The sequence below is a fragment of the Salipiger sp. PrR003 genome, assembly GCF_010500785.1.
In the GTDB taxonomy this organism is placed as follows: Bacteria; Pseudomonadota; Alphaproteobacteria; order Rhodobacterales; family Rhodobacteraceae; genus Salipiger; species Salipiger pacificus_A.
On the sequence record NZ_JAAGOV010000028.1, the window covers coordinates 1 to 13,902 of the forward strand.

Annotated in this window: 13 protein-coding genes; 1 reads left to right on the forward strand and 12 read right to left on the reverse strand. The window is 66.3% G+C overall.

From position 1 onward, the window contains the following. Window positions 1-261: 261 nt before the first annotated feature. From G0D83_RS05255 to G0D83_RS05265, 3 genes are read right to left on the reverse strand one after another with little or no spacing between them, the layout of a single operon-like run. A complete protein-coding gene (locus G0D83_RS05255) occupies window positions 262-1,812 on the reverse strand; it encodes an IS66 family transposase (protein ID WP_164190271.1) in 1,551 nt (516 codons plus the stop codon). Window positions 1,813-1,866: 54 nt separating this feature from the next. Continuing rightward, window positions 1,867-2,220, reverse strand: a complete 354-nt coding sequence (gene tnpB, locus G0D83_RS05260; protein ID WP_076623781.1) for an IS66 family insertion sequence element accessory protein TnpB — start codon at window positions 2,218-2,220, stop codon at window positions 1,867-1,869. After that, a complete protein-coding gene (locus G0D83_RS05265; RefSeq protein WP_164190274.1) occupies window positions 2,214-2,624 on the reverse strand; it encodes a transposase in 411 nt (136 codons plus the stop codon). The genes tnpB and G0D83_RS05265 overlap by 7 nt, the downstream gene beginning before the upstream one ends. A 343-nt stretch (window positions 2,625-2,967) precedes the next feature. Between G0D83_RS05265 and G0D83_RS05270 the strand changes: the two genes are divergently transcribed. Further along, window positions 2,968-3,756, forward strand: coding sequence for a Crp/Fnr family transcriptional regulator (locus G0D83_RS05270; protein WP_164190276.1), 789 nt, complete (start codon window positions 2,968-2,970; stop codon window positions 3,754-3,756). Here the strand turns inward: G0D83_RS05270 and G0D83_RS05275 are convergent. The 9 genes from G0D83_RS05275 to G0D83_RS05315 form a co-directional block, all read right to left on the reverse strand. Then, complete coding sequence (locus tag G0D83_RS05275; protein WP_164190278.1) at window positions 3,738-4,328, reverse strand: class I SAM-dependent methyltransferase; 591 nt, start codon at window positions 4,326-4,328, stop codon at window positions 3,738-3,740. The genes G0D83_RS05270 and G0D83_RS05275 overlap by 19 nt on opposite strands. Further along, window positions 4,325-5,044 carry a PIG-L deacetylase family protein gene (locus G0D83_RS05280; protein WP_164213011.1) on the reverse strand — a complete coding sequence of 240 codons (720 nt, stop codon included), beginning with the start codon at window positions 5,042-5,044 and terminating at the stop codon, window positions 4,325-4,327. The genes G0D83_RS05275 and G0D83_RS05280 overlap by 4 nt, the downstream gene beginning before the upstream one ends. Further along, complete coding sequence (locus tag G0D83_RS05285; protein WP_164190282.1) at window positions 5,044-6,135, reverse strand: acyl-CoA dehydrogenase family protein; 1,092 nt, start codon at window positions 6,133-6,135, stop codon at window positions 5,044-5,046. Before G0D83_RS05285 ends, G0D83_RS05280 begins: the two co-directional genes overlap by 1 nt. Then, entirely contained in the window at window positions 6,132-7,169 is a 1,038-nt protein-coding gene (locus tag G0D83_RS05290; RefSeq protein ID WP_164190284.1) for a glycosyltransferase family A protein, read from the reverse strand. Before G0D83_RS05290 ends, G0D83_RS05285 begins: the two co-directional genes overlap by 4 nt. Beyond that, window positions 7,166-9,217, reverse strand: coding sequence for a catalase (locus G0D83_RS05295; RefSeq protein WP_370457166.1), 2,052 nt, complete (start codon window positions 9,215-9,217; stop codon window positions 7,166-7,168). The genes G0D83_RS05290 and G0D83_RS05295 overlap by 4 nt, the downstream gene beginning before the upstream one ends. Window positions 9,218-9,234: 17 nt before the next feature. Then, window positions 9,235-10,275 (reverse strand): glycosyltransferase family 4 protein, encoded by a 1,041-nt coding sequence (locus G0D83_RS05300; protein ID WP_164190289.1) that lies wholly within the window; start codon window positions 10,273-10,275, stop codon window positions 9,235-9,237. Continuing rightward, complete coding sequence (locus G0D83_RS05305) at window positions 10,272-11,183, reverse strand: glycosyltransferase family 2 protein (protein WP_164190292.1); 912 nt, start codon at window positions 11,181-11,183, stop codon at window positions 10,272-10,274. The genes G0D83_RS05300 and G0D83_RS05305 overlap by 4 nt, the downstream gene beginning before the upstream one ends. Window positions 11,184-11,193: 10 nt before the next feature. Beyond that, window positions 11,194-12,645: a glycosyltransferase family 2 protein gene (locus G0D83_RS05310; RefSeq protein ID WP_164190294.1), complete on the reverse strand. Its 1,452-nt coding sequence runs from the start codon at window positions 12,643-12,645 to the stop codon at window positions 11,194-11,196. A gap of 329 nt (window positions 12,646-12,974) precedes the next feature. Further along, window positions 12,975-13,844: a LysR family transcriptional regulator gene (locus G0D83_RS05315; protein WP_164190296.1), complete on the reverse strand. Its 870-nt coding sequence runs from the start codon at window positions 13,842-13,844 to the stop codon at window positions 12,975-12,977. Window positions 13,845-13,902 lie beyond the last annotated feature (58 nt).

The window sequence follows — 13,902 nt, forward strand, 5'->3', positions numbered from 1 at the left end:
GTAGCTCGTCAGGCTCATAACCTGAAGGTCGCAGGTTCAAATCCTGCTCCCGCAACCAACACCACCAAAAAAACACCCCGCACAGCGCCCCAAGGGGCGCTTTTTGCGGTCAAGCGCGAAGGGCCCGGGCGATTTCTGTTGCCGAGCCTTGGCTCTGCACCAGGTGCTTTTTGGAACTCGTCCGTAAGGCCTCGAAGGCCTCGGGTTGCAAGAGTTCGCATCCACTCAGGTTTGTAAGCGCTGTCACCGCGGCACGCCTGTTCAGCTTGACGGGTTGAAGTTCCATGGCAGGAGCTCGTCGATCCTGCTGGCGGGGTGACCGGCGGCGATGGCTTCGAGGGTCGCCTTGATGTAGGCGAAGGGCTCGACGCCGTTGATCTTCGCGGTGGCGATGAGGGAGGCGATGCGGGCCCAGGTGCGGCCACCCTCGTCGTGGCCGGCGAAGAGAGCATTCTTCCGCGTGAGCGCAATCGGGCGGATCAGGTTCTCGACGGCATTGGAGTCGATCTCGACGCGGCCGTCGTGGAGGAAGGTCTGCAGCCCGCCCCACTGGCGGTGGATGTAGGTCAGCTTCTCGCCAAGGCGCGACTTGGCCGAGATACGCAGGCGCTGTGCCTGCAGCCAATCACCGAACTCGGCCACGAGGGGCACGCTGCGGGTCTGGCGGGCCGACAGGCGTTGGCCCGGGCCCATGCCGCGGATCTCGGCCTCGATGCGGTAGAGCTCGGCAATGCGGCGCAGCCCCTCGGCAGCGATCTCGGATCCATCCCGGTCGAAGACTTCCTTCAGCTTGCGGCGAGCGTGTGCCCAGCAGTGGGCAACCGTGATCGGCGCGCCGCCCTTGCGGGACGTGCGTGTGAGGCGGTCGTAACCGGTGTAGCCGTCGAGCTGGAGGGTGCCGCCGAAGCCCTGGAGGATCTGCTCTGCATGCGCCCCGGCGCGGCTGGGATGGTAGGTGAACACGACACCGGGCGGGTCTTCTCCGCCCCATCCGCGGTCATCTCGGGCAAGCGCCCAGAAGTATCCCGTCTTGGTTCGCCCTCGGCCTGGATCCAGCACCGGGGCCGTGGTCTCGTCCATGAACAGTTTGCCAGAGGATTTGAGATGCTCGGTTAGCCGATCGACCACGGGGCCAAGATGGAAGGCTGCAGTGCCGGCCCAGTCCGCCAGTGTGCTGCGGTCGACCTGGATGCCGGAGCGCGCCAGGATCTGGCTCTGCCTGTAAAATGGCAGGTGGTCCGCGAACTTCGAGACCAACACATGTGCAATGGCACCCTCAGTTGGAAGACCGCCTTCAATCAGCCAGGGCGCGGCAGGTGCCTGAGTGACGCCATCCGAACAGGTGCGGCAGGCATACTTCGGCCGGATGTCGACCAGCACGCGGAGCTGCGCAGGCACGATGTCCAGGCGCTCGGTGCGGTCCTCGCCGATCCGGTGCATCCGGCCGCAACCGCAGGGGCAATCGAGGCTGGTCGGCTCGAGGACCCGTTCGATACGCGGCAAACCCGCCGGCAAATGGCCAAGGTTGCGCTGACGCGTCCGGCGCGGCGGCGTGGTAGAGGGCGCGGCCTGCTCCTTGCGGGTCTCGACCTCGGCGACGGCTGTTTCCAGGTCTTCGAAGGCCAGTTGCCGATCGTCCTCGCTCAGCTTCTCGGAGCGTTTGCCATGCACGACATGGTTCAGCTCAGCGACGAGATGCTCCAGCCGCCGGTTGGCGTCCTTCAGTGCGCCGTTCTCCTGCAACAGCGCCAGCACGGCGGCGCGCTGGCTCTCGGGGATCGCGGACAGGTCGATGGGCGGGGCGCTGGACATGGGCGGATGATACTGCGCCCGGGGTGCCGATGTCCGGCTATTCAGCGCGGTGAGTCACTCTGCCACAGCCGGACGGCGGACCTCCAGTGACCGCACCCGGCGCCAGTCCAGGCCGGCGAACATGGCCTCGAACTGTGCGCGGTTCAGGGTCATGGCCCCGTCACGGATCGAAGGCCAGGTGAATGTGCTTTCCTCAAGCCGCTTGTAGGCCATGACCAAACCACTGCCGTCCCAGAACAGGATCTTCAACCGGTCGGCGCGCTTCGAGCGGAACACGAAGACCGTGCCAGTGAACGGGTCCTCGGCCAGCATCGACTGCACCAGCGCCGCGAGGCCATCATGGCCTTTGCGGAAGTCGACCGGCTTCGTCGCCACCAGGATCCGCACACCCTGCGAGGGCATTAACATGGATGCGCCTCCAAGGCGTGGACGATCTCGGCGATCCGGGCGGCGGGCGCATCCTTCGCGAGTTCGATGATGACCGTATTCCGCACAATCCTGATCGGCGTCTCGGCGCTTGGCGGTTCAGCCTCAGAAGCCGCCGTGATCTCGTCGCAGACCACCAGAGGTGCGAAGACAGCTTCGTTGACCTCCACCGCGGGCAAGACGAGCTTGCCCTCCTTGGCCAGCCGCCGCCACGCCGTCAGCTGGCTCGGCATGATCTCGTAGCGCGCCGCGACACCCGACACCGTCGCCCCGGGCTCCAGCGTCTCGGCCACCGCCTGCGCCTTAACGTGATCCGGCCAACGCCTCTGGCCGGAAGCGAAGACTTCAACACCAAGCGCAGTGAGAAACGAACTCTTTGCGAACATTGCGAAACGCACTCCTTCTCTTTGGATGCGTATCAACTCGCAATGGCTGATCCCGTCGGCAATGTGGGGCGGGGACAGCGTTTACTCAGGTTTCCGCGGCGCTCAGCTCCAAAGCGGGCATCGGTCAAAGGGCACAGACTCCGAACAATGACCTGCCTTCGGTAGGGGTGTGCTTTTCAACCTTCCGGATAAGAGGGGCCTTTCGGTTTCGAGATGTCCGCACCGCGAGGGAACAGGGCCTTCGCAGGCTCGTTAAATGGTAGTGTGCCACCCAAGGTTTGGCGCGGAGCCATTATTGACCACTGGTTTCTTGATTGATCGACTGCGGTGCAGGAGGCGATGGATGAAAGGCGAATGGTTTGGAAGGCCGGAACGTGCGATTGTGAAGACAGTCACACAAGCAGGCGAGGGTGTCTTGACCGAACAAGACCGACGCGGCGTTGTGCGGCGTCTGGAGCCGGAACTTTGGCAGCTGTTGTGTGCGGCCTGTTCCGAGATACGTTTGCTCGACTCACGCGAAGTGCTCTCGAAAGCGGGCGACAGGATCGACGTCAGCGCGCTGTTGCTGGATGGTCTGATGGCGCGATATGTCCGCAGCTCACAACGGGGCGAGTTGCAGAGCGCGATCGTCTCCATCAGCGTGCCGGGGGATTTCGTCGACCTGCACGCCTTGCCGCTGAAACGTCTGGACCACGATATCGGTGCCTTGACGCCCGCGCGTATCGCGGTCTTTCCACACGCGGCGTTGGACCAAATCATTGATCGCTCCTCCCGCCATGCACGGCAATTGTGGGGATTGACCATGATCGATGCCTCGATCCACCGCCATTGGATTTTCCGTTCAAGCCGGTTGCGCGCATTGGCGTCCGTGGCCGATTTCGTGAGCGAGATGGATCTGCGGCTTCAGGAGGCGGGGAAGATCAGGATCGACCGGCTTCCCTTGCCGCTTCTGCAGACCGATCTGGCCGAGATCGCCGGGCTCTCCCCGGTCCATGTCAGTCGCATCTGCAAAGAGCTTCGCGAGAGCGGCGCCTGCACGATCCGGGACGGACACGCCGAGATCCATGACAGGGAACTCTTGCATCATCTGGCGCATTTCGATCCGTCGTACCTCTACCCGCCCGAAGAGTGAGCGCCGTTGCAGGCGAAGGCCGCCGCGATCCAGGCACTCGCGGCATCGCGGCGGATAACATGATCCGGGCGGTCGGCCGAAAGCGCGGCCAGCAGTTTGGCCTCGACCTCTGGCGCGCTCAGCGTTGTTTCGGTCGGGCCGAGGTAGCCCGCTATAAGACAGGCGCCACCGGGGGCGAGGGTGTCGACAACCCTGCGGATGACCTCGTCCAGCGCGGCGGCGGAAAGGTAATAGAGAACTTCCGACAGCACGATCAGGTCCCAATGACCCTCCGGCCAGCCTTCGGGGACTGCGGCCACCTCGAAGCGGGCGCCCGGGATACGCCTCGCGCGGGCCCTTTCGACAGCCGTGGGGGCGAAATCGAGCCCGAGAAGACTGTCGCAGCGACGCGCGATCGCTTCGCTCATCACCCCGATCGAGCATCCGACCTCCAGCGCATGGCCGAAGCGGCGTGGCGGCAATAGGGCGAGGCACCGGGCGTATTTCTCAGCCTCGTAGGGGCTTGTCTCATAGTTCCAGGGGTCGGCGGTCTCGCGGTAGAGACGGTCGAAGGAGGCGGCATCGCGGCTCATGCTGGGATGAAGATCTCATCTGCCGCGACGAAATGCGCGGCGAGGTTCTGCGGCATCCGGAAGCCGGACGGGTCATCGTCGATAAGCCCGGTCATCTGGGACACGTGGGCAGCGACGGCGCGCGCCTTGAGATCGCGGAACGCCGCCGTTTGAAAGCGCCTGAGGCCGACGCTGGACGCTCCTGCCACAGGCGTTTGGACCCGTCCCCAGACCGGGCAGGCGAACATCGCGCACGTCCGCCGGTCCGCCATCCAGCGGGCAAGCCTCCATACGCGCTGGTGGTCACTGTGCGGATCGCCGTTCCAGGTGGTCCAGATCGCCGTGACCTCCCCAAGATGGGGATGCAGCCGGGTCTCGACTTCGGAAAAGGAGCCGGGATCATCCGGCGTGCCCTGATCGGGATAGCCCAGCCAGATCGGCGCCTCACGTCCTTCGGTGAGGATCCGGACCGCCGCCTCGACCTCCGCCCTGCGCAAGGCTGACAGTGCGGCGGCGGGATATGCCCTGGACCTGGGGTGCGACAGTGCTCCGTCCGAAACGACCGCTATATGTACGCGGTGGCCGGCTGCAGAGGCTGCCGCAATGGCCCCTCCCATCGCGAGCGATTCATCATCGGGGTGAGGGGCCAGAACCAGCACGGCACCGGGTCCGGTCAGGTCCGCAAGTTGGGCGTAGGGCGCGTTTTCCGCCTGTGCGACAATTCTGGTGAAGGTCATCACCCTGCCCAGACCTCTCCGATTGGGGCCTTGGCCGCGCAAAGTGCCGCGCCCACCTGCCGAAGCTTGCCGTCGAGGTCTGCCTGCCGCAGGAAGAACCCGAGGTCGCGGCGGACCAGCTCGGCCCGCTGACCTTTGACGAAGGACCGGGTGCCGAGAGCACGGTCGGCCAATGCGAGACCTTCGAGGCAGGCCACCTCGACCTCTTCTCGCGCGGCCAGGCTGAGCGCGACGGCCTCTGGCCCCGCGCCGGGCGCCTCGACCCGGGCGGCAGCATCTTCGACCATCAGGCGGGCACTATGGGCCAGGCTGGCGATCCGGGCCAGGCGGTGCAGTTGCGCCTCGCCCGGCGCATCTGTCGCGCTGACGGCGCGACGAACCTCTTCAGCCAGCGCCTCCAGCCCGCCGGTCTGAACGGCGGCATAGCGCCAGACACCGCCTTGGAAATGCGGCTCGCGCAGGTAGTCATCCGCAGCGCCAAGCGCCTCTGCCATGACACCGATGAAATCGTAGCTGCCCGAGGCCGTCGCCCGCATGCCGCAGGTGTCCCACGCGGCGGCATTCGCGCGCCCGGCGTGCCCCACCTCCGCGATGGCAAGGCGCAGGCCGTCGGCATGTTTCGCCGTCACCACGGCATGGCTGACGGTCCCGAGGCCCGAGGCAAAGCGCTTGCCCCCGGCGAGGCGGAGCCGACCGTCGAGGTCTGTCACGACGCTCACCGGTGGGTCGGCGTCAGCGCCCCAGACACCGTAGATCGCCCCATTCCGTGCAGAGGTGGTGTGGCGCCGCACCTGATCGGGCGTGCCGTAGAGGGTGACGAGTTTGAGGGCGTTCATATGCCCCTCGGCCAAGCGTCCAACCGACAGGCTGGCGCGGCCGATCCGGCGCAGCAAGGTGGCCTGCGCCTGTGTCTCCCGTGGGTGTCCCTCGAATGTGCAGAGCCGAGCGAGGATGCCGGAGGACGCCAGGCGACGCATGTCGTCCGACAGGTCGCAGCCGCCTGCGTCGGCCTTCAGCGCACCGTCCGCGACGGCCTTGAGGGCGTCGGCTTCGGTCAGCGTTGGCATTGCCGTTGCGGGGGCTTCTCTCATGCTGTCAGCCTTTCCGTGTCCGCCCGCGCTGCGCGAACTGCTGCGGCCAGAAGAGGCAATTCGCGCGCCACGTCCGACAGCCGCATTCGGGTGCGTTCCAGTCCGGCCAGTTGCTTGTCGATCCGCGCCACCTGCAGCGACCCGGGGCCGAACTGAGCCACGCCATCCCGCCGCGCCCTCTGCAGATGCGAACGCTGCACTGTCCGGTGGGCAGGCTCGAGCGCGCTGTCCACCATGGGATCAGGGTCGGAAATGCGCCGCGCCAGGGCTTCGGCCATGCCGCCCGGCGCTCGCCCGTCCAGTCGACAGGACGTCGAGACACGCACGAACGGGCTATGCCGGACGCGCCAGCCACGATCCTCTGCCAGTGCGGCAAAGGCGCGGTCCTCGTTTCCCGGCAGCGCCGGGATGCCGCCGGTATCGGTGTAGAGCGGCATCCGGAACGCAAGGCTGGCGCCCGCGGCACCGAGCCCGCACGGGGCGGGGTCATGCGCCATAGGGTCGATCAACGCACGGAGCGCGAGGGTCAGGCCGACGTACTCGCCCTCGGCGGCGCCGCGCTGCGCGATGATCGGAGGCAATTGCGCGAACTCATCACGATCCGGAAGGACAGAACCGCAAATGAGGTCGGCCCGCGTCAGCTCTGACAGGTTGGTGTCAAGCCAGTCGGGAAACACCCGGCTGTCGGCATCGGTGGTGAGCACGACGCCTCGGCTGGCGAGCCGGGGGGCCGCGGTGGCGACGGCCTGCCGCCGCACTGCGCCAACACCCCCCTCGGGGGTGTCAGCCAGATCGATCAGCAGCCCCGCCGTGCCCGTGGCTGCGAACCAGTCCCGGGCGCGTGGGAAGGTGGCGTCGCTAGAGCCGTTGACGACCACGACGATTCCTCCGCGCCTCCGCAAGGCCATGCGCGCCGCCTCAAGGCAGGGCACGATCCGCTCCGCCTCGTTTCGGGCCGGGACTGTGATCGCCGCAGGCCAAGGCGCCTCCGGACCGAACGCAAGGCTGCGCGCGGCAAGGGGGCGGCACTTCACGATGCCCGTTCCCAGAACCGAAGAGCTTTGCAGGCGGCGATGAAGTCGTCCGGTTCGCCGTCGAGACTGAAGACCCCGTCATCGGCCTTCTCCGGAACTGCGGCAGACCAGAAGCCGGATCTGGCCTCTTCCGTCAGCGCGATGAACTTCATGTGCGCGAAGGCGTCGGCGAGAAATGTGCGCGCGCCGTGCATGTTCGCCAGCTTGGCTGCGCCATCCTCGGAGGCGAGGACGGCCACTGCATCGAACAGGACCGACGGCGCGCCATCGAGCTTTTCATCCGCGGCGATGGTCTTGCCACGTGCGGTGGTCACGCCGCCGACCTTCTCGGCGATCACCGTGACCTGCGCGCCGGCGCTTTCGGCTGCCGACTTCAGCGCCTCGAAGGTGCCACCGTCGATCCCGTCGGTCACCAGCACGCCCAGCTTGCGGCCGGCAAAGCTGTCGGGCGGGTTGGCCAGCATGCTGAGCGCGGGCGAGGCGTCGGTCTGGATCACGTCGCGCGCGGGGGTGGCCGCGCTCGGCATCTCGGTCAGGCCCAGGCCATCGGCGACCGTCTTGGCAAGGTCCTCGTCGACGACCATCAGGTGGCCGACCATGCGCTGGCGGATCGACAGGCGCTCGACCTTGGAGAGCTCGAAGACGAAGGCGTCGGCGATATGTCCTTTTTCGACATCGGTCTGGCTGAGGTAGAATTGCCGGGCCTGGCTGTAGTGGTCCGCAAAGGTGTCTGACCGGATGCGCCGTTTCTCTCCCGCCTCCTCGGTCGGGTAGGAGATGAAGCCGCGCTCCGGGTCCTCGCGCGGGCCCTCACCAAGGCTGTTGGGCTCGTAGTTCACCCGACCCTTGGGATTGTGCATCGCCATGTGGCCGTCCTGTTGCAGGTGGGCAAAGGGACATTTCGGCGCATTGATCGGTATGTGGTTGAAGTTCGGCCCGCCCAGCCGCTTGAGCTGCGTGTCGAGGTAGGAGAAGTTCCGCCCCTGAAGCAGCGGGTCGTTGGAATGGTCGATGCCGGGGACGATATTGCCGGTCTGAAAGGCGACCTGCTCGGTCTCGGCAAAAAAGTTGTCGACCATGCGGTTCAGCGTCAGCGTGCCGACGCGGCGCACCGGGACGACTTCCTCGGGGATCAGCTTGGTGGCGTCCAGCACGTCGAAATCGAAGCTGTCGGCGAAGTCCTCGTCGAAGACCTGCAGACCGAGATCCCACTGCGGATAGTCGCCCTTCTGGATCGCGTCCCAAAGATCGCGGCGGTGGAAATCGGGATCGGCGCCGTTGATCTTGACCGCCTCGTCCCAGAGAACGGACTGCATCCCCAGACGGGGCTTCCAGTGGAACTTGACGAAGCTCGACTTGCCCTCGGCGTTCACCAGCCGGAAGGTATGCACGCCAAACCCTTCCATGAAGCGGAAGGACCGCGGGATGGTCCGGTCCGACATGATCCAGAGCGCCATGTGCATGGCTTCCGGCATCAGCGAGATGAAGTCCCAGAAGTTGTCATGCGCCGTCTGCGCCTGCGGGAACCCGCGGTCGGGCTCTTGCTTGGCGGCATGGATCAGGTCCGGAAACTTCATCGCGTCCTGGATGAAGAAGACGGGGATGTTGTTGCCGACGAGGTCCCAGTTGCCTTCCTTGGTATAGAACTTCACCGCGAAGCCGCGAACGTCCCGGGCAAGGTCGGGGGACCCCTTGTTGCCGGCGACGGTGGAGAAGCGCACGAAAACCTCCGTCTTCTCGCCCACTTCGGTGAGCACCTTGGCACGGGTGAGGTCCGAGAGGTCCTCGGTCAGTTCGAAGGTGCCGTGAGCGCCATAACCCCGGGCGTGCACGACCCGCTCGGGAATGCGCTCGTGGTCGAAGTGAAAGATCTTTTCGCGGAAGACCTGATCTTCGATGAGGTGCGGTCCGCGCTGTCCCACCTTCAGCGTGTTCTGGTCGTCCGAGATCGGCATGCCGACCTGCGTCGTCATGGTCTCGTGACTGTCACCGGCGACCTGGTGGGTCTCGCCGCCGTTGCCTTTGCGGATATCATTTTCGTCTTTCATGGTCATTCCTTTGGGGCTCAGTCTTGCATTGCGTGAAGGCGGGGTCGGTCCGCCAGATCGGTGTTCAGCAGCGCCGCCCACTGGGCGGTCACCTGGGACAGCCGGAACTCTGGCCGTCCGGTGGCAAGGGGGCGGCGCCCGATGGCGCTGCGCCAGTCGGCGATCCTTGCGGCGATGGCTTCCGGGTTGGCGGTGTCGATGCATTGCCTGGGGTCCGATGCGACCTCGTCATTTGCGCCAAGGCCGCGCTGCAGGAGCGCCGGGCAGCCGACGGCATTGGCCTCTGCAATGACCAGTCCGAAGGTCTCGGCAAACTGGTCCTGCGGATAGAACAGGCACAGCGCCCGGCGCATCCAACTGACCAGCCGGGGCTTTTCGAGCCGCCCGAGCGGGATGACCCCGGTCGGGACAGGACCGGCCGGCCAGGCCAGGTAGCCGGGATCCGCCACGGCAAGGCGCAGCGAAGGGATGCGATGTTTCAGCGCCTCGAACCGGCGGAACACCTGACCCAGCCCCTTGTGGGGGGAGGAAGCGAAGAGCATCAGGCCCGGATCGCGGGGCGTGTCGTCCGGGAAAAGATCATCGTCGATCGGGTTGTGGATATGGCCGATGGACGGCGCATCGGGCCCGAGAAAGGCGCGCAGCCAGTCGGCATGGGCGGCGGAGACGCATATCACCTCAACTCCGGCCTCGCGGAGGGCAGGGGCCAGCGCCCGGTTGTGACGGCCGGGAAAGACGTGCTGCCAGACAATGACCCGTGCTGCGGGATGCAGCCGTGCCAGCCGGGGTGCGATCTTCCAGGAATTCACCACGACGATGGTCGCCGGCGCTTCGGGCAAGGGCCGCCTGACGTCGAAACCGGCGTAGCGGACGCGGCCGGACAGCTCGTCGTGCTCATGCCGCGCGGATTGGCGCACGGTGACGCGGAGGCGGGGGGCCAGGCTTTCGGCGATGCGCACCAGGGTCGCTTCGGTTCCGCCAAGCCCGGCCAGATCACCCGGCATCCCGCTATAGGCACGCGGCGCGAGCACATCGACAAAGGTGATCCCGCCGCTCATGCCACCTGCTCCCGAAGGGGGGTCATCCCGCTCAGCGCAGCGCGGTCGCAGAGGGCGGGGTTGGTGCAGGACCGGATGGCGATGCCGGACAGATCAATGGGCACCGGATCGACCTCGCGCGTGGCGAACCAGCGGCCAACGGCGTCCCAGACCCGCTTGCGATCCGCGATGCGGCGCGGGCTGTCGTAATCCGTCGCACCCAGCTGGGTCAGGCTGTCGGGCGTCTCGATCTTGGTTAGCAGGATCTCGGGGATGACCCAGAGCACCTCTCCGGCCATGATCAGCCGGTTGCGGAATTCGCGGTCCTCCTCGATGCAGTCCAGAAAGCCGCCCAGCCGGTCGAAGACCGACCGATGGAACAGGCCGGAATTCACATGCGTCCAGTCCCCCGGCACCCCCGCGGCCATCTGCAAGTTCGGAAAGAAGTCGTCAACGAGGCTGAGGGTGCGGCGGATCTCGACCCGCTCGCCATCAGGCAGGATGAGTTCGTGATGGGACAGCACGCCCCCCACCTGGATGCGCGTTTCGGGCTCGCGGCCGGCGAGGCGCCAGTTGAGGCAGGGATGCGCGCCGATGGTTTCGTTCCCGAGCACGCGGGCCTGCCGCATGACCTTGTCGCGGTGGGGCAGGTCATCGGAATCGTGAAAGGTGATGGCGTCCGTTGTGCTGAGCGCGATGCCCACGTTCTTTGCCTGCGCGGTGCCGACGTTGCCCGCAAGGCTGACGCCGACGAAACAGGGGTGATCCGCGTAGCGTGCGATGATCGCCCCGGTCTCGTCCTGCGATCCATCATCAATGGCCATCACCGTGGTCTTGGGGTGCGACTGCCCCAGCGCCGCCTCGATGGCCTGCGGCAGCACGAGGGCGCGATTGTAGGTCGGGATGACGATTGTGACGCTGGGTGTCATTGGGCGTTCCTCAGGCGGGGTGAAGGGCGGAGCGGTAGGCGATCAGGCGGCGGCGCGTGGCGAGGGCCAGCGGATAGGGCAGCGCCATCAGGACGGCGCCGAGCGCGGCGGCGGCAGGCAAATGCGCGATGGCCAGCAGCGCGCCGCCGCAGAGGGCCAGCGCGGGCAGCATCGGCCCGACGGCATCGGAAGCCTGAGTGATGTCCTTCTCGGTCCGCTGGAAGCTGCCGGACCGGCCCATGAGGGCGTCCACCGTCCCGAGCGCCGAAGGCAGGATCATCGCGGCGCGCGCCGCCAGCGCCACCCCGAAGGCCTTGAACGGGGGGCGGCCGCGCACGGCCATAGCGATGACCATGGGCAGGCAGACCGACAGGTAAACCAGCACGAGGCCGATCCCCGACAGCGTGACCAGAAAGCGGCTTGCCTCGGCGTGGTGTCCCAACGACAACGCGGCGGCGCCGCCAATCAACGTGGCGGTACAGGGCAGCGCGAGGTTTGCCCACGCGGTGAGCTGCGCGAAGACCTGGAGCGTCGTGCGCGCCGGGAGCCCGCCGAATACACCCCGCGCCGTGTCCATGTTGCCGGCGGCCCAGCGATACCGTTGCAGGCTCAGGCCGCCAAGATCGAGGGGCAGCAAGCCGCGTCCGACAATCCTGTCTACGAACCGCCCGCGATACCCCGCACGGTGCAGGCGCAGGCCAAGCTCCGCATCTTCGGTGATGCTCCGCAAGCTCCATCCGCCGACAGCCTCGAGGGCGGGCCGACTTATGACGCTGAGTGTTCCGGTCAGCAACATCGCCCGTGCCAGGTTCGCCTGCCGTGCGTGGCGCAGGAAATAGTCCGCCAGTTCAAGCGACAGCCCCTGCGCTGGACCCGCGTCGCCATGATAGGCCTGCGGGAACTGGACGAAGTCGTCACCGCTGCGCTGCAGCTCCTGCGCCGCGATGGCGAGGAAATCCGGCGTGACCTCGTAGTCCGCATCGACGATGACCACGTGGGTGGCCGCGGGATTTGTGCGCGCGAGCGCGATGTTGAGCGCGCCTGCCTTGGCACCGGTGACGCCCTCTTCATGGTAGAAGCGAAACGCGGGGCCAAGTGCATCGCACAGCGCGGCGATCGGGCGCCAGAGTGCCGGATCGGCGGTGTTGTTGTCGAGCACGATGACCTCGAACTCAGGCGCATCAACCTGCAATGTGAAGGCGCGCAACGTGCGCGCGACGATGGCGGGAGGTTCGTCATGGATCGCCAGATGCACGGAGAAGTGCAGCCGCTGGGGTGTCACAAATCGCGACGCCGCATCGGTCCGTCGGCGCTTCAGGCCAAACCCGGCATGAAGGTTGAGCGCCCCGAGAACGGCCTGAACCAGCATGGCCAGTGCGACCACCGGAATTGCCAGTGTCGGCAGCAGCATGGCAAGCGCCATCAGACCGAAAAAGGCGCTACGCCCGTCGGGTGGTGACATGGTTTGGTTCCTTGTGAGGCAGGCCACCGTCGAGTGCGGCGCTGTGATGAAAACAGCGGACGCGACCCGGGGTTCCGGCAACATTTGTTATCCCGCGCTGCTCTGCGTGCAATCCTTCGGCGTCGGCAGGGGTCTTTTAGCGTTGCGCGTCCCATCCGGTTTTCGGTGCCGTGACACGTTCGCAACGACTTTCCACTTGCGACGATCACAGCGGCGACCATGCCCTGAAATCGGGCCCCGGGAGGGTCTCTGCAACTTGGGCTGTCCGGCGCCCTCCGCGGTGCTCAGCGCGCGCGGCGGACTTGGGGTGACCCGACTTGGTTGGCTATTTATTCAGCGCTCTGGCCGGTCAGCCAACGCGAGAACGTGCTCATCGCTGGTGTGGCTGGCCGGTCAGACGGCCAGGCGAGGTAGTAACGTCCGACCGAAACGGTGACCCCGAACGGCTGTGCCAGACGACCCTGCGTGATGTAACTCTCGAACATCGAGATCGGCAGCAGCGCCACGCCGACGCCCGAGGTTGCAAGTTCGGCGAGCGCCACCGAGCTGTCGAAGACCGGCCCGGTGACGGGCGGGCAGGGCACGCCCGCGGCCTCGAACCAGCCCGGCCATTCCGCGCTTCGGTAGCTGCGCAGAAGTGTGACCTGCCCGAGGTCCGAAGGATGCAGGAGCCGTGACGCGAGGCTCGGCGCGCAGAGGGGCGCCATCGGTGCTTCTGCCAATGGAATCGCATCGTGTCCCGTCCAGCCTCCGGTGCCGAAGCGGATCGCCATGTCGAGCCCTTCGCGCAGGATCTCCACGCGGTTGTTGTTGGTCGAGATCCTGAGGTCGATCTCGGGATGGGCCTGCCGGAAGGCCTCGAGCCGAGGCATCAGCCAGCCCATCGCGAAGGTCGTGTTGACGCCAACCTTCAGCACCTCGATGTCGCGCCGCCCGCCGAGCCGGTCGAGCACCCGCGCCATCGCGTCGAAGCCATGTTCGAGCACGGGGAAGAGCAGGCGGCCCTCGTCAGTCGGAACCAGTCCTTGTGATGTCCTCAGGAACAGCGCCGCGCCCAGAAGGTCCTCGAGGCGTGCGACCTGGTGGCTGACCGCGGCTTGGGTGACGCGCAGCTCGATCGCGGCCTTGGTGAAGCTGCCTTGGCGCATGGCAACCTCGAACACCCGGAGGGCATTGAGCGGCAGGTCAGGGCGATCCATGGCAGTGCCTCAGCTAATGGAAGGCCATAAGATTTGTCGTTTGATGGCTGGGATCAAG